The organism is Alcaligenes sp. NLF5-7 (assembly GCF_024266725.1).
GTDB lineage: Bacteria > Pseudomonadota > Gammaproteobacteria > Burkholderiales > Burkholderiaceae_B > Alcaligenes > Alcaligenes phenolicus.
The window spans coordinates 2038084-2058304 of record NZ_CP100755.1 but is presented as its reverse complement, the minus strand read 5'-3'; the positions used below and the strand labels follow the sequence as shown (position 1 = coordinate 2058304).

The 20221-nt window shown below is 59.2% G+C and carries 17 protein-coding genes; 2 read left to right on the top strand and 15 right to left on the bottom strand.

What is annotated here, in order from left to right; all coding sequences use genetic code 11:
• The 4 genes from tssM to tssJ are packed head-to-tail and all read right to left on the bottom strand — an operon-like array spanning position 1 to position 6717.
• The gene (gene tssM / locus MID00_RS09575; RefSeq protein WP_254500233.1) at positions 1–3600 is read right to left on the bottom strand and encodes a type VI secretion system membrane subunit TssM; all 3600 of its coding nucleotides are present in this window, start codon (positions 3598–3600) and stop codon (positions 1–3) included.
• Entirely contained in the window at positions 3597–4853 is a 1257-nt protein-coding gene (locus MID00_RS09570; protein ID WP_254500232.1) for a DotU family type VI secretion system protein, read from the bottom strand. The genes tssM and MID00_RS09570 overlap by 4 nt, the downstream gene beginning before the upstream one ends.
• A 14-nt stretch (positions 4854–4867) precedes the next feature.
• A complete protein-coding gene (gene tssK / locus MID00_RS09565) occupies positions 4868–6190 on the bottom strand; it encodes a type VI secretion system baseplate subunit TssK (protein ID WP_009455549.1) in 1323 nt (440 codons plus the stop codon).
• 23 nt (positions 6191–6213) lie between these two features.
• A complete protein-coding gene (gene tssJ / locus MID00_RS09560; protein ID WP_235484320.1) occupies positions 6214–6717 on the bottom strand; it encodes a type VI secretion system lipoprotein TssJ in 504 nt (167 codons plus the stop codon).
• Positions 6718–6903: 186 nt separating this feature from the next.
• Between tssJ and MID00_RS09555 the strand changes: the two genes are divergently transcribed.
• Entirely contained in the window at positions 6904–7293 is a 390-nt protein-coding gene (locus MID00_RS09555; RefSeq protein ID WP_026483661.1) for a TssQ family T6SS-associated lipoprotein, read from the top strand.
• Positions 7290–7880, top strand: a complete 591-nt coding sequence (locus MID00_RS09550; protein WP_254500231.1) for a hypothetical protein — start codon at positions 7290–7292, stop codon at positions 7878–7880. Before MID00_RS09555 ends, MID00_RS09550 begins: the two co-directional genes overlap by 4 nt.
• Positions 7881–7883: 3 nt before the next feature.
• On the opposite strand, the gene tssG is transcribed toward MID00_RS09550, so the two are convergent.
• The 11 genes from tssG to MID00_RS09495 all read right to left on the bottom strand — a co-directional run bounded on the left by tssG (position 7884) and on the right by MID00_RS09495 (position 20112).
• Positions 7884–8927 carry a type VI secretion system baseplate subunit TssG gene (tssG, locus tag MID00_RS09545; protein ID WP_254500230.1) on the bottom strand — a complete coding sequence of 348 codons (1044 nt, stop codon included), beginning with the start codon at positions 8925–8927 and terminating at the stop codon, positions 7884–7886.
• Entirely contained in the window at positions 8924–10810 is a 1887-nt protein-coding gene (gene tssF, locus MID00_RS09540) for a type VI secretion system baseplate subunit TssF (RefSeq protein ID WP_009455539.1), read from the bottom strand. Before tssF ends, tssG begins: the two co-directional genes overlap by 4 nt.
• The gene (gene tssE / locus MID00_RS09535; protein ID WP_021447237.1) at positions 10807–11349 is read right to left on the bottom strand and encodes a type VI secretion system baseplate subunit TssE; all 543 of its coding nucleotides are present in this window, start codon (positions 11347–11349) and stop codon (positions 10807–10809) included. Before tssE ends, tssF begins: the two co-directional genes overlap by 4 nt.
• 29 nt (positions 11350–11378) lie before the next feature.
• The gene (locus tag MID00_RS09530; RefSeq protein ID WP_009455532.1) at positions 11379–11861 is read right to left on the bottom strand and encodes a type VI secretion system tube protein Hcp; all 483 of its coding nucleotides are present in this window, start codon (positions 11859–11861) and stop codon (positions 11379–11381) included.
• 50 nt (positions 11862–11911) lie between these two features.
• Entirely contained in the window at positions 11912–13405 is a 1494-nt protein-coding gene (tssC, locus tag MID00_RS09525; protein WP_009455530.1) for a type VI secretion system contractile sheath large subunit, read from the bottom strand.
• A 12-nt stretch (positions 13406–13417) separates the two neighbouring features.
• Positions 13418–13975, bottom strand: a complete 558-nt coding sequence (gene tssB / locus MID00_RS09520; protein ID WP_009455528.1) for a type VI secretion system contractile sheath small subunit — start codon at positions 13973–13975, stop codon at positions 13418–13420.
• 27 nt (positions 13976–14002) lie between these two features.
• Entirely contained in the window at positions 14003–15073 is a 1071-nt protein-coding gene (gene tssA, locus MID00_RS09515) for a type VI secretion system protein TssA (RefSeq protein ID WP_254500229.1), read from the bottom strand.
• A 187-nt stretch (positions 15074–15260) separates the two neighbouring features.
• Positions 15261–15713, bottom strand: coding sequence for a hypothetical protein (locus MID00_RS09510; RefSeq protein ID WP_009455524.1), 453 nt, complete (start codon positions 15711–15713; stop codon positions 15261–15263).
• A complete protein-coding gene (locus tag MID00_RS09505) occupies positions 15710–16519 on the bottom strand; it encodes a DUF4150 domain-containing protein (protein ID WP_026483655.1) in 810 nt (269 codons plus the stop codon). Before MID00_RS09505 ends, MID00_RS09510 begins: the two co-directional genes overlap by 4 nt.
• 9 nt (positions 16520–16528) lie before the next feature.
• Positions 16529–17590, bottom strand: coding sequence for a pentapeptide repeat-containing protein (locus MID00_RS09500; RefSeq protein ID WP_254500228.1), 1062 nt, complete (start codon positions 17588–17590; stop codon positions 16529–16531).
• Positions 17590–20112, bottom strand: coding sequence for a pentapeptide repeat-containing protein (locus tag MID00_RS09495; RefSeq protein WP_254500227.1), 2523 nt, complete (start codon positions 20110–20112; stop codon positions 17590–17592). The genes MID00_RS09500 and MID00_RS09495 overlap by 1 nt, the downstream gene beginning before the upstream one ends.
• Positions 20113–20221: the final 109 nt, after the last annotated feature.

Below are 20221 nucleotides of genomic sequence, written 5' to 3'. Positions count from 1 at the left end.
TCAGTGGCTCCCCGGGCAGCTAAACCCTCTCATCTCCGCCAAACGCCACGGATTTTTGGAGCTATTGGCCACCACATCCACCACAAACTGGCGACCTCCCAAGGCAAAGGACAAGCGCTGGGCCCCGGCAGACGCGCCCGATACAGGCTGTGCCTTGTCCAGCAAGCGCAGCAGCGCCCAGGCACCGGTCGCCCTCATCCCCGAGCCTTCGGACTGTGGCTGTGCCTCCAGACTGACCTGACGGCCCCCGCGCGGCCCCGGCCACTGTACCCCCATGGCAACCTGTGGGCCATGGGCATAACGCAGCACCTGGCCATCCACATCCAGCAGCACTTGCGACAGTTCTGCATCCAGCTGAACCGGAGTGAACGCCATATCAATACGCGGTTGATTACTGCCTGCCGGGAAGAACACATCCCGAATCACAGCCGCACGCTGAAACGCATCCAGATAACGGAAGTTGGCCGCTGCCTGCCCATCTATGCCCGGTTTGAAACGCCAGCGTCCACCTGACATATCCACCTGATGCATCAGATGCTCTTGAAAAAAGGCATCCATCAAGCCACCCGGCGCAAACATGCGGGCAAAATCATTAGGTGCGACATCCTGCCTGGATTGAGCGGCGAAGGGATATCGACCGGCAATCGCACTACGGCAAAACTGACCAATAGTGGCATTTACCAACTGCCCCAAACTGGCTTGAGTCCGCGACGCGATCTCGGCAGAAGCACCTACCGAAAACTGATCCAGCGCATCACGTAAAGGCCCAGGCAACCGACCTGCCTCTGCCTGCAACTTGGTCAAGACATTGGACTGCGGCGGTGTACCCGCGCTGCGCAGAGCAGCATCCGAGGAGGTCAAAAAAGCATAGAACTCATCCAGCAACTCCAAGGTTCCATCAATAGGCGCTGGTGCCCCGCCACTACTGGAAGCCAGGCGGTGATAAGGCTCGAAGTGCTGATCCACGATGGCCTCTACCTGCTTGGCCTGAGGCTCATTACGGCGACTACCCTCCAACCCGACCGGGCCAAACATCTGCTCCAGCGCCTGCCGGGTATCGTCCAGCCGCACTTTGGCTTGTGCCCCCAAGGAGGCCCCCTGCTGCGCATCCTCTCGCAACAGACGAGTTTGCAAAGCCACCTGCTGGACCAACTGCTTCAAGGGCGAATCGGCCATGGACAAGGTCCGAGCCAACTGAATGTTTTCCAGCAAGCTGCCGCCTTGCAGCAGGCGCAAATCAGCCAGATACTCATCCCACACACGCACATAATCCAGCAGATACAGACGACGCAGCTCCTGGCTTGCCGCACGACGCGCCGCCTCGGACTGCCCTGCGCCCGTATCCAGCCCCAGAATCCAGCGGTCATCCTCGCGCATCTGCTGCAATTCGCTGTCGATACGTGGTTCAACCACGGTCCAGTACCCCTCGTAGGTGTACAGACCGTCTATCCCTTCGGTTAACGGTTTGCCACTTTCGCGCTTGAATACAGAGGCCGCGTATGGCCCGGCCATGCCTGAGACCGACATAGGTATCAAACCGGGTGTGGCGGCCAGAATACGGCGCATGCGGCTATAAGTGCGCTGCTCCAGACTGATACGCGCCAGACGTTCCCGGCTTTGTTCAATCAAGGCTTCATTGCGCGGGAAGGGATTCAAGAGCAAGCCCGCCTGCGTCACTGCACGGACATGGCTCTCCAGCCTGTCGTATTGCGACTGGGTAAAGCCAGCCGGCAAGTCCTGCTTCAAACTGCCCAGCAACCAGGTCTGCAAATGGGCAGCGTCATAGCGCCGCGTGTCGTATAGCATCAAATAGGCGCGCAGGGCCTCGTAGCCGTACTCCAGGTCCTGCGCCTGCTCGCTACGCAACACGGTTTCGATACGACGCGCCAGCAAGGGGGCCAGCAATTTCTCCAAAGCGCGTTGGTAGACGGTATCGGCAGCGGCCTTCATCTTGTCACCCTGATACAGGCCCATGCGCCGCTCCAAACCGGGCGCATTCAAGGGAAACTGATCGCTTTGCGGCAGCAACGACAACATATCCAGCAAAGGCAGCAAGCCGACCGCCGGGGTGGTATCCAGCACCTGTGTTTGGTCCGCCTGTTGCTGAGCCTGCGGAACACGTCCTTCAACCTGCTCCACATAGCTGCGGTTCAACAGAAAGCTGCGACTCCAGGCCAGCCCCAGTAGCAACACACCCACCGCCACCAGACCGTAGACCAGAAAATGACGCAAGCGCACGCGGCGCTCCCAGCGCTCGTCGCGGCCTGCAACACCGGCCTCCTGAAAGATCAGCTCTTTCAGCAGCTGGGTCAGAAAGTAGCTGCGGCCCTGACCGGCCACTGGCTGCGCTTGATCCGCCTGCACATCCACTTCCAGATACTCGCGCATGGAGTCCCGCACCTGATCCAGACGCACACCTCCTTGCCGACCACTGGTGAAGTACACGCCGCGCAGCAACAGGGGTGCCTCGAAGCGGGACTGGCTAAACACCTGTTCCAGAAACTCCTCCAGCACCGGCCCCAGGCGAGCAAACTGTTGTGGCAGCAGATAGGCTTCGGCACGCACGCTTTCGTTGGGCTGCTCGGCCATCACGGCCGCCAGACCACGCTCCAGGCGTTGATGCAAGGCTTCGTACTCGCGCCCATAGGTATGCGACAAGGAAAATCCCGCTTCGCGCGAGCTTTCATAAGGCAAGGTGAAGCCCCAGACCTGCTCCAGTTCCTGACGATCACAATGGTCGAAATACTCCTGAAAGCCCTGGAGCAAATCCATTTTGGTGACCAGCACATAGATAGGAAACTGAATCCCCAAACGCTCGCGCAATTCAGCCAGGCGCTGGCGCAAGACCTGCGCATGATCGTGACGTTGCGCGGCCGTGCTGGACAACAAATCTGGCACGCTGATAGTCAGCAAAGTGCCATTTATCGGCTGCCTGCGGCGATAGCGCTTGAGCAGGCCCAGGAAACCACGCCATTCCTGTTCATCCCCCACCGGATCACTTTCATGCGTGGTGTAGCGCCCTGCCGTATCCAACAGGACGGCTTCGTCGGTAAACCACCAGTCACAATTGCGCGTGCCCCCCACCCCTCGCAGAGACGTTTTTCCGTAGCGCTCCGACAAGGGAAACTGCAAGCCGGAATTGACCAGCGCTGTGGTTTTACCTGCTCCGGGTGCACCGATGAACACATACCAGGGCAACTGATACACGTACTGACGCGACAGCAAGGAGCGCAAGCGTCCGCCCATATGCGAACCGAAGCGAATCCGCTTGAGCAGTTCGATGGCCTCATCAAACTGGCTTTGCAAAGGATGCGGCGTAGCCGTATTGCTCGATGCTGATGCCTTCTGCGCCGGGCGGCTTAATTGGCCTAGCAACTGCGCGTTCAAGCGGCCTTCACGCCAGCTGCGCCACAACAAGCGCAGCAACCAGAACACCACCACCACAGCCATCGCAATCCAGCGCGACGGCTCGGTTTCCAATGGCCGGGTTTGGCCAATCGCCAACAAAGGCCCCAGCAACCAGATCAGCACCAGCAGAATCAGCACACCCACAAAGGTCCAGACGCTACGGCTAAAGACCAGACTCAAAAGACGTGTCATTGCCCGGCCTCCTTGCTCAAGGGCACGATCGTGATCTCCACCCGTCGGTTCTGTGCCCGACCTTGAGCGGTGCCATTGTCTGCCACAGGCGCAGCATCGGCCCGGCCTTGTGCGCGTACACGTTCTGGCTGACTCAAGCGCTCCTGCAAGACGGCCTTGACCGAATCGGCACGAGCCTGCGAGAGATGAAAATTGGAAGGAAAGCGCACACTGCGTATGGGGACGTTATCGGTATAGCCATCTACCAGCACCAAGCCCGGCGCGGCTTCCACCGCATCGGCGATACGTGCAATAACGGGAAGCAACGGCGCACGGATCTGGTCAGCTCCTGAATCGAACAGGCCGTCGCCGCGCAGGATAATGACGCTGCGATCGGCCTGATCTCGCACGGTCAGCAGACCCTCGGCCACCTCGGGGGCCAGCAGCTCTGCCAAGGCCAAAGGTGCTGGCGGTGCGACGCCACTAGACGGTGGTTGGCCCTGTGTCTGCAAGGCCGGCAGGCGCAAAGCCACAATGTCCTCGAAAGCCCGATCAGACTGCCGGTTCAGCAACAGACTGGTACCCAGATACATCAACAAGCACAGCAGCAAGGCCACACAAACGGCCACCCAGATAGGCACAGGCAAAGGCTTGCCAACTTTCTGCGCCGGGTTGTCGCGCCAATGCGGGGACAGAGCGGCTGGTACCGTCTGCCCATACTGGCGCAAGCTCATGTACAGCCGTTGGCGCACGGTTTCCAGCTGGCTGGCGCCCTGCTCATGCACGCGATAGCGGCCTTGAAAACCCAAAGCCAGGCAGAAATACATTAGCTCCAACAGCTGTAAATGCGCCGCCGGGCTTTGCATCAATTTATCCAGAAGCTGAAAGAACTTCTCGCCGCCCCAGGTTTCATTATGAAAAGTGACCAGCAAAGTGTGCGAGGACCAGACTCCGGCTTGCCCCCAAGGGGTTAGCGCGGCCGCCTCATCCAAGGTCGTGCACAGGCAATAACGAGCGGCCAAAATGGTTTCATTGGCCACGGGCACGGCCTGTGCGCGCAATTCAAATTGCCGGATTTCAGCCACCAGCTTGGCACGCAGACCTGCCGGATCTGCATGTCGGGCACTGCGGCGTATATCGGACACCATCACCAGCAAAGGGTTGGCGGCCTCCAACAGGGGATTGGCCCCCTGCGCAACAAAACGCGGTGCATCCGCCCGCGATCGGCGCTCGTCCGGGACCGGGCCGTTATTCCAGGAAACTGTCTCGTTCATAGCCATGCTCCGGGTCAGCGGCGTATTGCCCAAAACTCAAGTTGCAGGCCGGGGAAGTCTCCGGCCAAATGCAGGGCCAATGCGCCGTTCTGCTCCAGCTGACGCCACAGCTCGCCGCCTTTTTCCAGCTCGAAGTAGGTGAATCCTGCGTGATACGGCAAGGCTCGTGGCGCGACAGACAAAGGCTGCAAACCGATGCCCGGCAATTGCAGATGCACCAGATCGCGGATGCGTTCTACCGGCCCCAATTTCACCTGTGCCGCAAAATGCTGCCGCACGGTTTGGGCGGGCAAATCGGCTTGCACGGCCAACACAAAACCCGCCTGCCGCAAGAGCGCACGATCCGCAATCTGGGCCAGACGTACGCCCTGCCCCTTGTCCTCCAGCGCAATCGACACCGCCTGCTGCTCCAGGACCACGGACAGAGCACGGCGCAACTCCAGCACCAGCGGCAAAAAGGACTGGGCTAGATCGTCATGCTGATAGGAAGGCCAGATCAGCGGCTGACGCCCGTCCTGGGTGTAGGTAGCCAAAGCACCATGCAATTCCATCCAGGCCTGATACAGCTCGCCAGGATGTACATGTACGCGCTGCTCCATGGCCCACAAGGCAGCCCGATAGCGATTGACCAGCTCCAGCATCATGAAGTCGGCCACATCGCCCTGCCCGCGCCCTCCCGGCCCCAGGCGTTCTGCCAGAGCTTGGGCACGGGCCTGCAGTAAAGCCTGTACATCCGCGCTTAGAGCACTTAGCCGGGCATGGGCCTGAATGGACAAGATAGGGGGAATGAAATCCGGGTCCAACACCAGCGAGCGGTCGGGTCTGCGCTCCATAATGCGGACCACGGGCATGGCTACACTGTCTTCATACACCTCGGATTCGGGCAGCAAAACAGGCTGCAAACGCCCCAGCTGCGACAGGCAGGGTTCAGGTGACAAACCACTGCTGTCATACAAATCCTGCTCGCTGACCACATAACGCGAACGACGCGAGCTGTGCCCATCAAACTGAATCTCTGCTCGCCCGGCCTGACGACGAGGCAGCACCAGCATCAGACGCTCGGGACGCACCACTTCGGGGGCCGTCCAGGCCACAATCTGCATCGCTCCCGGCCTGCAATCAAAGGGCGTGCCATCCGGCAACAAACCGCGCGCTTCGCGTAAGGCGACACTGCCCATACTCAGGGCCTGTTCGTCCAGACTCAAGGTTTCAAAGCCCCAGCAAAACGGCTGCGCAGCCCGCCTTCCGGCGTGGGCATAGTGCTCCAGATAGCGCTCCATCTGCTGAAAATGCTGAGGCCGTAAAAACAGCCCTTCGGTCCAAATGACTTTATCCATTGAAATATTCCGTTCCACGCCCATCAATCAACGACATGAATGGCGTTCTTGCGTAATTGCAGACTGACCTGGACGGCGTCCGGGGCCGACTGCCAGAACTTGTAGATATTGGTGGTGCGCGACTCGGGCAGCGGCAAGAGGACACGCCACACACTGGCATCCAGCTCGCGATACCCTACGACCACGCCAACAGCGGTGGCTTGCAAATCGCCCGGCCGTTTGAAGGTATGGGTCTGGCCGGGGCGCAGCACGATCTGCTCCACATTGAGCAGATCCGCCTGCAAGGCTTGTTGCGGGTCGGACTGCAGGGCGAAGAAGTCCCTGGATTCAAAGGTGCTGCCCGAGCGCAGCTCGAACACAAACACCTGTACCGGGGAAGGCCGACCCGTGGCATCCGGGTTGAGCTGTTCATCCGCAGTCAGAACAATCTCGTAGGGCACGGCCATGCGACTGGAGGTGGACGCGCACGAGGCCAGCAACCCCAGCATCAGCAGCGCGCACAAACGAAGCAATCGGCGAACGGTCACGATGTCTCCTTGAATGGCAATGCGCCCCATCTAAAAGCATGAATACGACAACTTTGTTAAGGACACGGGGTGTTTCGGTGCTTACCCTTGCGCAACAACTCTTACAAAACCGTCCGCGTCATGTCATGTGGCTGTCTTTTTCCTTTCCTAGTCTTGAGGGCAAGTACAACTTTTCTTTTTCCTGCCATGTATTTACCTGCCCGCCTGATCGTTCCGGCTCTGGCCCTTTTACTGACAGCCTGCGCCCAAACTCAGAACAAGCCAGTGGCTGTTTTCAGCCCGGCTGCCGAAGCTGAACTGGAGCAAATACGCTCTGCCTTTAATGAAGGTGACTACAGCACCGTGATCCGGCAAGTGGGCCGCTCCAGCACCCTGCCTGCTGCCGCACCCAATCAATACAGCGAAGCCTTGAAACTGCAGGCCTTCAGCTTTTGCGTGCGCGACTACACTTTTTTGTGTGAAGAGCGTTTCAAGCAGGCACGGGCTGTAGACCCTGGCTTTACCCTGGCCCAGGCCGAGCGCGGTCACCCCACCTGGGGCCCGGTTTATGAAAAAGTGGCAGGAGCACAGCCATGAGCACAGCTGTAGATTGGCGTTTGCAAGCAGAGTCCGGTGGAGCCCCGCGCCCTATTCCTGAACCCGGTCTGGTCTGCGGTTCCTGGACTCAGGCTGATCTGGTTTTGCCCGATAACAATCAAACGCCGCCCGTGCTGTCTTACCTGCGTCGCCAGCACGATGTGCTGACGATTCAACGAGCTAGCGCAGACGGTCAGGTCGCCGTGAATGGCATCGAATTGGCACTGGCACAGGTCAAGACCTTGCAGAATGGGGATCGCCTGACCTTGGGGGAAATGCACTACCGGGTGGAATCGGGAGTCAGCCCCGTCACACAGGATGAAACGCCTTTGGCAGCTGCGCCGGCGGCCGATCCTTTCGCAGATCTGCATGTTCCCGGCATGGTCCCGGTCGGTGGTCCCATGCCTGCGCCCTCGGACAAGCACCCCTTCGATACAGCAGCCAAACCAGCCAGTTCACCCAGCACCGACAGCACCATTCCGGCAGCCAGTTGGCAGCCAGATTTGGGTCGCGCCCCGGAGTGGGTCAGCACCTTGTCCGACAAGGAAAACGAGTTCGATCTTTTGCAGGGAATGCGTCAGGCCTAGGCCTTAGCTGCGCGGATCTTGCCAATCTGGACGGCTGTCCAGAAACAGGCACAGATCCGCTCTGTCCTGCGTGCCGGGCGAGCCCAGCCAGGTTTCCTGGCCCAGGCCCAAGCCCGCCCCCAAACCCAGATCAGGCTGTTCGCTGGCTTGCAGCACCAATTGCAACTGAACCGACCACTCCAAGCCCAGATACAAAGCCAGGCAATAGCGCAATTGCCGCCAGGCCGGACGACCTGGCAAGAAGCGGCCATAGTCCTGCCGACTCAAAGGGCCAATCCGTATTCGTATGGTTTGCTGCACGTCCAGAATACGTGCACCCAGAACGGAATTTTTCCCTAGCCCCGAACAACTGCGACCCAGGCTGACCTGGGTTTGATCATCCAGCGCTACCCAAACCGGCACGTTCTGCTGAATGCTGACGGGCAATTGGAAATAGCTGGCCAGTAGCGATTGCAGAGCAGGCGCACTACGGGTTTGAGACGCCAGCGCGGGTGCCTGAAAATGGACCGCATGGTCGCTCATGGGAGCCGATGCACTCGGGCTCCCGACTCCGGCCAGACTGGCCAACCAGCGCGTAAAACCATCCTGATCATGTTCCAGGTCACAGACCGCTTGCGCTTGTGCCCAGGCTCTGAAAAACAGTAAAAACAGACGGTGATGAAACTGGTCCAGAAAGGCCACACCAGCGCGGTCACCAAAGTTGCGACTACGCTGAAAAAAGTACTCCGTCATGTGCAGCGGCAAAGGGCCGTTGGGCCCCCACAAGCCAAAACCCTGGACATCCAGATACAGTTGTTCATCGTCCCAACGAGCGGTTTGCACACTGGAGGCCGCAAAAGCCAAACTAGGCGGCTGACCTACCCGCACATCTTCTTGGCGAGGCGTAGGCGCGGTTCCCAAACGAGGCTGGCCTTGGGCGGCTTGCAAGGCATCGACGGCCCGCAAAACCCGAAACAGATCATGGCCATAAGGCCATTGCTGAATGATACGGCCCAGCTCTTCCAAAGAAGCCTGGGGCTTTAGCTGTTCCTGCTCGGCCCGGTTCACAACACCGCCCGCGTACCTGCTTGCGGCCCCCACGCTCCCAGTTCCACCCCTGTCTCGGAACGAAACTGGGTAGAGACAAAACTGTTCAGGCTGACATGACGGGCCAGATAACGACTGAGCACGGCGGCCAGAACAAAGGGACGGCCACCGGGAAAACCACTTTGGTCCAGCGTGACCTCAAAATGCACGCCACGCGCCATCACCAAGGGTCCTGGCACCGGCATGGCCCTCTGCACAGGCCGTGCCTGCACCGCCACAATGGAAGCCAACTGACGCAAGGCACCGGCATCAGCGCTGTCCACATGCGGGGCCAGCAAGGCACGCCAGCGACCTGCAGCCTGCTTAGGGTCGGACTGGGCCACACCCAACTGGGCCAGACTCATCTGTGAAATCAAATCCCAGGCCTGACGGCCGCCGGTTGATGCAGGTCGAGGACGGGTCAAACCACCCAATAAACTGACACCGGCCACAGGGGCCGAAACCTGCAGGCTGAAGTCAGACTCGGGCGAGCGCGGTAGCAGCAAGGGCAAATCACGGTTGCTGCACCAGGCCGTGACACTGATCTGATTCATGCCGAAAAACTCGGACTGCTCGTGCTGATTCACCAGAGATAAATACACTTCGCTACCGCCATAACTGCTGCGGCCACCCCAGCGTTTCTGGGTATCAGACACGACACGCGGTTCGCGTCGCACAGTGTAGTAACTGCCATAGCGTCCTGCATCCTGCGCCGTGCTGGCATACAAGGGGCGAAACAGCACATCGTCCGTGCCCTGTCGGCCATGTCCTTGCACTTGCTCCATCAGGCAAACTTCAAAGTCCATGGGACGCGTTCTGTCCATGACCACATGATGATCTGTTGCCTGTGGGCGCAAGGCCATGCGTTCACTGCGTCGTCGAAATAAATTCACGACCGGCGTGCAATACAAACGCACATGGCCAGGGCCAACGCGTGCCGCCAGATCGGGCCAAGCCTGCTTAAGGACAATATGCAGGCTCCAGCGGCGGCTTTTTCGCTCCTGCGCACGTCCTCTGGCGATAGCTGCTTGCAGACCACGCAGCCGTACAAAAGCAAAACGGCCCGGCAAGGCGAAATACTCCCGCAGCAAGCGATGGCCGGAGAACTCGTGAGACACCATGGGCAAGATGGCTTGATCATCTTCCAGGCCATCGTGTGTCAGACAATCAGACGTAGCCAGGAATTGTGGGGCCTCGTCCTCCATTTGGATGAACACCCCCAACGCCTGCCGCAGCAAGGCATCCAGCAGCAAGCTGCTGTCAGATTCCGGGCCGTCCAGATGCAGGCTAAGCTCATCCAGAGCCAGCTCCTCCAGTGTCAAACCGCCATGCACCGTGAAGTCCAGTTTCAAGGCCGAACGAGCTTGCGCGGCCTGCCGGCTACCTAAAGCCGCCAGAGGCAGATCAGCTGCTACATCGCCTAAACGTACCTGCGACAAGCTCATGGGCCACAAGTCCACGGCATGGCAAGTAGAAAACTCGCAGGCGGTTTGTTCTCCGGCTGGAATACGGGAGCGCAAGGCGGTGTGGCGCGGCATGGTAAAGCCTTTGGCCAGAGCACCTTCGCTCATGCTGGGACGAAACTGCACCAGTCCCATGCTAGGGGTGGGCATCAACCAGGAAGGCTGAATCACATCCAGCAACTGCTGGCTTAGACGGGGAAATTCCGCGTCCATCTTCATCTGAATGCGAGCCGTCAGAAAGCTGAATCCTTCCAGCAGACGCTCGACATAGGGGTCCGCCACCGCCGTATCGTGCACACCCAGACGGGCCGCCACTTTGGGGTAGGCTTGCGCAAATTCGGCTCCCAGCTCGCGCAGGTAAGCCAATTCACGGTTGTAGTAATGCAGCAGCTCCGGATTCATCCCGACGCGTAACTCTCTTCAAGGTCCAACTGCCCGCTTTCCAGATCAATACTGGTGCGCAGCAAGAATTCCTGCGGATACGGCTCGCACCAGACATGGCCCTGAATACGCAAGCTCAAGACGTTATGCAAATCGCGCTGAGCCCTGTGATCCAGACAATGCACCTGCAAGGTATCGGGCAGAATACGCGGCTCGAAATGCAGGATGGCGGTACGCAGCGCTTCTTCCACATCCAGCCATTCCACTTCGCTCATGGTCTTGCCCGCCAGCGGGCTCATGCCGTAGTTCAGGCAGGAGCGGCGCACATGAGCCAAGGCCTGCATCAAGGGGGTAGCGCCCTGATTGGGGGTATTGAGCAAATGACCCAGATCGCGCAATACCGCCTGACGCATCTGGTACTGGCTCATGGGCTGGGGAGGTTCCCAGGTTTGATCGGGCCGCTCGTCGGTCAGCCTGTCCAGCAGACAAGGTTGCAAGCGATCCGCCTGACCGCGCATCAGCGCGGCCCCGCGGCGTCCCGGTAAGCGAAAGCGGTCCATAGCGGCCCTGCCTGAAAACCCAAGCCCGATCAGGCTTCTTTGTTTTGCTTGATGTCCCAGGCCACCAGCGTTTCAGCACCTTTGCTGCCGCGGTCGGACTGTTCCCAGTACTGCTGTTTGACGCGTGCGGCCTGGAAGGAGTAATTGACCATTACGCTTTCCACATCGCGCTCGGCATTGAGCTGAACCGAAGTCACCAGCACTTCTTCCAGGGTGATTTTGGTGTATTCCACCTGCTCGCCACCGGCCTTGCACACCGACAGCTCCACCTTGCCCAGGTGCTTGCCGCTGGCGCAGTGCTTCATCACGGCAGGCGCAGCCTTGTCGATGCGGGCGACCACATGCAGATCGTTGAAATTGGCCTTACCCTGGCCACCGCCACCGCCCGAGCTCATGCTGCCCGGTTGCGAGGCACCCCACGAAAAGGACTGGATATCGGTCCAATCCTTGTGGTTGGAGTCTTTGGATTCGCCATTGGCGCCTTCAATTTTCATGAACATATCAACAGACACGCTTTTCTCCTTGGAGGTCGAATAAGGCCATCAAAAGGCCAGGGTGGGAATCAGTTCTGCTCGCCTTTGAGCGACGGCAAACGGGACACCAGGCGCAGGGAAACCGTCAGGCCTTCCAGCTGGTAGTGCGGACGCAAGAAGAACTTGGCAGCGTAATAACCGGGGTTGTCCGGTACTTCCTGCACCGAGACTTCGGCGGCGGCCAGCGGCTTGCGTGCCTTGGTTTCCTGCGAAGAGTTGGTCGGGTCGCCGTCCACGTAATTCATGATCCAGCTGTTTAGCCAACGCTCCATATCGTCGCGCTCGCGAAAGGAACCGATCTTGTCGCGCACAATGCATTTCAGGTAATGCGCAAAACGGCAGCAGGCAAACAGATAGGGCAAGCGCGCAGCCAAACGGGCATTGGCGGTAGCGTCTGCGTCGTAGTACTCCTGGGGCTTCTGCAAGGACTGGGCGCCGATAAAAGCCGCAAAATCCGAGTTTTTGCGGTGTACCAAGGGCATGAATCCGTTCTTGGCCAGCTCGGCCTCGCGGCGGTCGCTGATGGCAATTTCCGTGGGACATTTAATGTCCACCCCACCATCGTCCGTGGGGAAAGTATGGCAAGGCAGGTTCTCGACCGCACCGCCCGACTCCACACCGCGAATTGCCGTGCACCAGCCAAAATGCTTGAAGGATCGGTTGATATTGACCGCCATGGCGTAGGCCGAGTTGGCCCAGGTGTAGCGGTCATGGCTGGCTCCGTCGGTGTCTTCCTCGAAGTCGAACTCATCAACCGGGTTGGTACGTGCACCGTAAGGTAAACGCGCCAGAAAGCGGGGCATGGCCAGGCCCAGATAACGGGCATCGTCGGATTCGCGCAGGCTTTGCCAGGCGGCGTACTCGGTGTTGGAGAAGATCTTGGTCAGATCACGCGGATTGGCCAGCTCCTGCCAGGACTCCATCTGCATCACGGAAGGCGCCGCTCCCGCGATGAACGGGCTGTGGGCCGCCGCGCCAATACGGGCCAGTTCCCCCAGCATCTCTACATCCGGCGGACTGTGGTCGAAGTGATAATCCCCCACCAGGCAGCCAAAGGGCTCGCCACCAAACTGGCCGTATTCCTGTTCATACACCTTCTTGAACAAGGGGCTTTGATCCCAGGCCACCCCTTTGTAGCGCTTCAAGTTGCGCGCCAATTCCTTCTTGGTCGCGGGCATCACCCGAATGCGCAGCAGCTCATCAGTTTCGGTGTTGCTGACCAGATGGTGCAAACCTCGCCAGGCCCCTTCCAGCCGCTGAAATTCGGGGTGATGCAGGATGTGATTGATCTGCTCGGTCATCTTCTGATCGATCTGGGCAATCACCGCCTGAATGGTTTGATAGGCGTCATCGCTCAAAGTCACGGACTGGTCCAACGCCTGCTCGGCCAGCGTGGTGACGGCAAACTCAACCGCCTGCTGAGCCTGCTCGGTTTTGGGACGAAACTCTTGCTGCAACAGGCTGGACAGTTCATCCAGCTGGGCCGTGTCGCGAGTGGCGGTCAATGTCTGGGTGGAAGTCATGGGGTGGGCTCCTTATGCTTTGGGCTCGTTGTCCTGATCGGGCTGGGACTCGTCCATCGTCAGGGCCTGGGGCGGGCGACCAGCCAGGGCGCGCAAGAGTTCGGGCTGCTGCAGGAGACGGGACAAGAGTTCTTCCGCCCCGCTTTTGCCATCCATATAAGTCAGCAAATTCGCCAGCTGGGTACGAGCTTCCAGCAGGCGAGCCAAAGGTTCGATCTGACGGGCCAGTTCAGCCGGGGAGAAGCTGTCCATGGAGTCAAAAGACACTTCCACTCCCAGCACGCCATCGCCCTTCAGGCTGTTGGGAACCTGCATGTTCAGCTTGGGTGCGATGGACTTCATGCGGTCATCGAAGTTGTCCACGTCGATTTCCATAAACTTGCGCTCGCCCAGCTCCGGCTGGTTCTCCGTATTGTGTCCGGCCAGATCCGCCAGCACACCCATCACGAATGGCAGTTGCACACGATGCTCGGCGCCGTACAGTTCAACGTCGTACTCAATTTGCACACGCGGAGCCCGATTGCGCCCAAGGAATTTCTGGCCGCTGCCAGAATTGGATTTCACAGACATCAGGTCTTCTCCAGTTGATTTATGGAATTAAGAAGCGGCTGTCGCCACTTCGGATCGAGGCATGAAAACCTGGATCTGATCCCAGGCACCGGGTGCCAGGTCACGAATCAGCTCGTGAAAACCCATGGGCACCAGTTGCTGGGCACGACGCAGCAGCAAAGGGGCAGGATGGCTGGGTTCGTGCTGCTCGAAATACGCCACCAGCTTGTCCAGCAACAACACCACCTCTTCACGGGATGAAACATGCAGGTTTTGCCAACTCGCCAAGCCCATCACCGGAGCGACCTGATGAGCAGGTTGCGGGGGCACAGGAATGGTGGGGTCGCTTGCCTGCACAGGCTCGGGAGCGGAAGGAGCAGATAGTGAGGTTGCCGCGTCCAGTACTGCGCAGGCGGCTTCCACGGTGTCCCAGGCTCCGTCCAGACGCACGGACCACTCGGCATCCAGATGACGATGCACCAGGGCCTCCAGCTCCTGGCGGAACTGACGTAGACGACTCAAGGCCACGGTCTGGCTTTGGCCGGCGGCAAAGGCACGGCGCAGCTCTTCAACCAGATGGTCACGACCCGGCAGGCCGCTATCTTTCTGACTGCCATCCAGCACATAGCCGACTTCACGTAAATTCAGTTGACGATGCCCCAGGCTGACCACGGGAGCCTCACGCATCAGGCGACCCAGACCATCAATAGCCGACAGCCCGGCCAGCGCATTGACGCGCGGCAAGGGGTCCAGCTCGCCATCGTCGTGCAGACGCGGATGAACGTGCTCCCAGCCTTGTTGCAGGGCGCTCAACAGCCAGTCGCACACCTCCCCCAAGGCGGGCAACCCACCTGTCTGCAATCTCGCCTGGGCCAGTACCACCAGCAAGCGAATATCTGCCGAGCGGTCCAGCAAGTCCTGCACCAGGCGCACGATGCGCGTCCAGTCCGGAACCTGAGCCGGGATAATAGTTTGGCCAAACTGCTGCTCGCCCTGTACTTGCAAAGCCTGCATCAAGGCCAGAAAGTCGGCTTCGTATTCCAGGTTCTCGCCGTAGTGGGCGTTTTCGGGAGCCAAAATCCAGGCTGGCTGCCACTGCTCCTGTATTCCTTCGACCATAGCTGTCGTCTCGGATAACTGATCACGGAGCCAGTCTAGGAACTGAAGGTGACACCTTTTTGACGAAAATTTTTCCTTACTTATTTTGCAAAATGGATGTATTTACGCTCTTTTTGAAGCAAATAAAGAAAAAGCGCCACCCGCAGGCAGCGCTTTTCAAAGGAAGCAAATAGAGATCAGCTAGGTGCTAGTCGTCCAGCCCCTGCTCCTGTCGCCAGTGCTGGTAGCGCTGCTCCAGAACCGGCCGCAAGGTTTCGTAGCTGTCCCAATCGTCAGGCACGTGATAGATGGATGGCAAAACCTCGTCGTCCAGCGTATCCACGTAATCATCCAGATACAGCTCGTCGTAGTAAAAATCGCTAAAGGCTTTGCCCTGCTCGGACATGTCTTCGCTGACCAGCACATCGTCGCAACACTCTTGCAGCAGTTGCGAGCCTTTGATCATGTGATCACGGCACTGGCGCACCTCGTTGGGGTAGCGGTCCATAAAAGCATTGGCCAGCAGGCCTTTTTCCACCAGCCAGGCCAGATACATGCCGATGTGCGTGCGACCACCTTGCGGGCCCAGATCAGAGGGGTAGTCCCCGCCCACATGCCAGTCCACAGCGTCATATTTAACGGGATCAGTGTGCGTTTTCAATGTCGTACCTCCGTAGGTATGCGTATGTTCTTGGGAAGTGGCTGCTTGGGTGCATTCTTGCCAATCAACTCTGCGCCCTTGCTCTCCATTGCCTTGTCCTTGGCCTTCTGGGTTGCGGAGCGGCGCGCTCCCCCGCTCTTGACTTCGACCGCCCGGATTTTGCCCGTGTTCTTGTCCTTGATCAGTATATCGATCACACGGCGGGTCAATGGGGTTTTTGCAGACACCTGCGTGCCCATGACCTCGTGGCCTTCCTGCTTCAGCTCGGCCTCGACCTCGCGCTCTCGCTGCGCACCCCGACGCCGGTTGCGTTTAAGCTGCGCCCGCTTGGCTTCACGTGCTGCCGCTTTACGCGCCGCCTCCGGCCCGCTGCCCGACACACCCTTGCCGCCTTTACCGGCGCCGCCCCCGGCACCACCGCCACCTAGCAACAGCACTTTGAACTGGCTGGGCACTACCCGCATGCCCACCGTATTCACCGTGTTCTGCATGCTCAAGCTAGTCAGACGGGTCGCCGGGATTCCCTTCCACAGCACATTAGGCACACAGGTAATGGAGCGCGAACGCGACATCACGGTTTGCGAGATCAAGCCCAAAGCCACACCCGGATTGTCACCATTACTCAAGGGTATCGTTGTGAGCAAGTTATGGGCAGGCCCACCCTGCAACAGGATGTTCCAGGCATTGGGAATACCCATCAGGCCCGTCGCAAAATTCGGGTAAGGAATCGGCAACAGAGCCGGTGGTGTCTTGCAGATGTCGGGGAAGGCAATATCCATGCCGCCCCGTTGGCAATTGGCAAACATCAGGGCTCCTTATTCAAGATTCATATGACGCGCGGTCCAGCTCTCAGACTCATGCAAGGCCGGGTCATTGGGCAGGCAGCCTGCGGCCTGTTCTTGCCCGGCCTTGTCCAGCAAGCAACGATGAAACTGGGTGCGCTCAAAATGTGCGCCATCCCAGCGAGCACGGCGGCAATCTGCATACGAGAAATCCGCATAGCGCAGTTGGCTATGCTCGAAACGGGCCCGCTCCAACACTGCCTGCGCGAAGTAGGCCTGCTGCAAAAAAGAGCCACGAAAATCTGCCTCGGGAGCGTGGGCTTGAGCCCACAGACTTTGTGTCAGATCCGCCTCCCGAATCTGCAGTCCTTGGGCCTGTGCCTGAACAAATAAAGCCTGCTTGGCTTGGACCTTGTTCAGCACGGCCTGATTCAAGATGGCAGACTTGAAATTGGTGCCGCAAAGACGGGCGTGGCTTAGATCCGCTTGAGTAAAGTCGGACTCCATCAAGACACTGCCGCTGAAATCCAGCCCCGACAGGTCCATGCCCTGGAAATTGCAGGTTTTGGCCGTCACCCTGTGCCAGCGACTACCGGCCAGAGTGCTGCCCCGCCAGTCCATTTCGGTGACCACCACATCTTCCAGACGGGTAGACTGCAAGGACAAGTCCCCTGCGCGGCAGCCAGTCCAAGTGCAACGCTGCAAAAGAGCTTGGTCGAAGTTGCCCGTTTGCAAAATGCATTGCGCCCAGTGACTGTCGCTCCAGGCTCCGCCTTGCCAGATAGCGCCCTGTAAATCACAGTCCTGCCACATCACCTCCCTGGCCTGGACATGCTTGCAGGACAAGCCGATCAACACGCATTCCATAAAGGCGCAGCCATCCAGCACACTGGCGTCCAGTACTGCTCCGCTCAAGTCACATTGATGAAAGCGGCTACCCGCCAGATTGACGCCCAAGGCTTGCACACGCGGCAGACGGCAAGCGATGAACACCGCTCCTGAATAATCGCCCGGTGGCAAATACAGATCGCTGATGTCCAGCCCCAGCAAAGGCTCGCCTTGCCGAATGCGCAAACGCAAAGCATGTGCGTCCATCAGACTTGCCCCCCGGCAGGATCGCGACGTGCCGTGCGTAAATACAGATTGCGGCTGCGGGTACGCGCATCCGTTTGCAAGCCCGTCAAATCAGCGCGGAAGAAGTTCACGGTGTCCAGCATCGTGCCTTGAACATTCGCGCCCCCGGCCAGGCTATTGCTCATATCCACCTTGTTCATGATGGCTTGGCCAAAGTCAGTCTCGATCAGAATGCAGTCGCTCAGGCGGGCCTGCGTCCATTGCGACCCCTGGAGATTGGCACCGGATAAATCACAGCGAATCAGTTGGGCCTGTTCAAAACAGGATTGCGACAAATCCAGCCCACGCAAATTGCTTTCTTCCAGGCGGGCACCGCGCCAGTCTGACCCCGGCATGTCCACGCCGGACACCACGCTTTGACGCCAGCGGCTGTTACGGCAATCGAGCACACCGTCCAACAGACCCAGCAGCCAGGACGTGTCCTCCAGGCTGGAGCCCCTCAAGGACAGGTCCCGCAGATCACAGTCCAGCCATGCGCATTGCTGTAACTGGCAATCCAGATAAGACAATTCGGACAAGCGCGAGCGCATCAAATATTGCACGCCACTTAACTGCGAGGTCTCGAAGGTGCAGCGCAGCAAGTCCACATCCAGCCACTCCTGCTCCTGAAGGTTCGACTGCTGGAACAAGACATCCTGCCAGCTGGACTCGCGCGGCTGCCATCGGGCCGCCTGCACCTGACGAAACTGTACGGATTGCAGTACTGCCGCGCTGAAATCCACATCATCCAATTGGGATTGATTGAATTGAACCTGCTCCAATCGCGCCCGCACAAATGTGGCTCCCGAGCAATCAGCTCCTGCAAACGTGCCTTGCCGTAGAACCGCATCGTTAAAGCAGGTGCCAACACAGCGCACCCCGGAGAAATCGAAGTCCTGCAAATGCAAACCGCTCAAGTCCAGGCCAGACAGATTGCGAGTTCCGGCCAGAATCAACTCCACTCGCCTGCGCAAACGCTGCTGACGCAGATCAGAGGCAACAGGCGGTGCAGGGGCATAAGTTTGCATCGCACGTCTGGCCTGCTCCATGGGTTTGGATAGCAAGCCGGACACAGGGGCTTGATCGCTGGCTGTGGCATCCAGCTCGCACAACATGCGCTGTGTATCACGAGCCGTCACACGAGTGCTGGCCTGATCCTGAAAGGGAGATTCACGCTGCAAGTCCTGCACTTTCGCCATGCCCTCTTCCATCTGCTGACGCGCATCCCATTGCTGGCGATTGGCTTGGCGCACTTCCTGCACCCAATCCGTTCGGTCCACATCCATAGGTTTGGGAGGCCCAGCCTGCGCCAAGGAAAACAGCTCGTTCTGCCAAGCCGGGTGTTCCTGTGCCGCGTCCTGCGCCCAGCGCTCCAGGCGCATCCGCATGGTCAGGGACAAGGGGTCGTCTGAGTTAGTCAGAGAATCATCCAAAGGTCCGCAGCAGTCAGCAGGTAATAAATCCTGATCACGCAAGGCAAATAATCCGGCCTGATCGCCTTCGCTACGCAAGCGCAGCACTTGCTCGTAATGATCCTGGCCACGCGCTTGCCCCAAGGACTCCAGGGCAGGCATTAATAAGTTCACATCTTGCGCCTGCGCATCCTGAAGCGGCACGCTCCCTTGGTACAGCAGGAGCATGTGGCCCAAATCAGGAAAGAACCAAACGGTGGTGTGCCGCAGGTCCAGCTTTTGCAGACCAGGTAGACGACGATCCTGATACCAGCAGATCGCCTCCCACTGCGGCAAGCTGCCACTCCACCGGGGTCGCTGGGCGTGCAGATGGTGTAGTTCCCAAGAACTGTCTGCGGGCCAATGACCTTGCTCACGCCACCACTGGTCCGGTTCAGCAGCATTGAAAAAATGTGGGTCCAGGCTGTCCAGCATCATGCCGGGATCGCCTTGCTGCCAGGCGGGGTCATAACGGCCCGCCAAACGAAAGCGACGTGGTCGCAAAGGCGATACCGGCCCCAAACCCGCTGGACGGCCCTGCTGGCCAGAACGGTGCAAGCGCCCTTCCCAAGGCTCTACCTGCGGCAAGCAAAGCGGTTCGCCCGGACTGGCTGCTTCCATTCCCATGCCGGCGGGATTATCGGGATACTGCGGCCCGCCCCAGCTACGGCTGCCATCCAAAGGCACGCGGGTAAAAGGCTCTGCCTCCCCCGGTCTGCCTTGCCGCCACTGACGTTGCCCAAATACAGCCAGCTGCTTTTCTATCGGGCCGACACGCGCTTGTACGGCCAGTTGGGATACCGGCTCACCACCAGGAGCGCAGGCATGGCCAGAGACCAGAAACTCTGCACAAGGTTTGGGCAAGGCCAGGTCCAGCACATCGTCGTCCTGCGTCAGGCCGGATACGCTTTGCCACATACGTGCATCGGTGCTCAAGACATGCGGGGCATCCATGGAGCACCAGGCCTGTACCGACACGCTTAGCGCGTGTTGTCCGCGCCAGCTCCAGGGGCGTGCCAAAACACCCAAGCGCAAGGGCTTTACGATGCGCATGGGACTTGTCCTTTGGGAGAGCACGAGCAGGACTGACTTGGAGCAGGAGCACTGCCTGACTGCTCCGGACCCACGTGTGCGTCATCCCCGATCAACTGCGAAGCCAGCG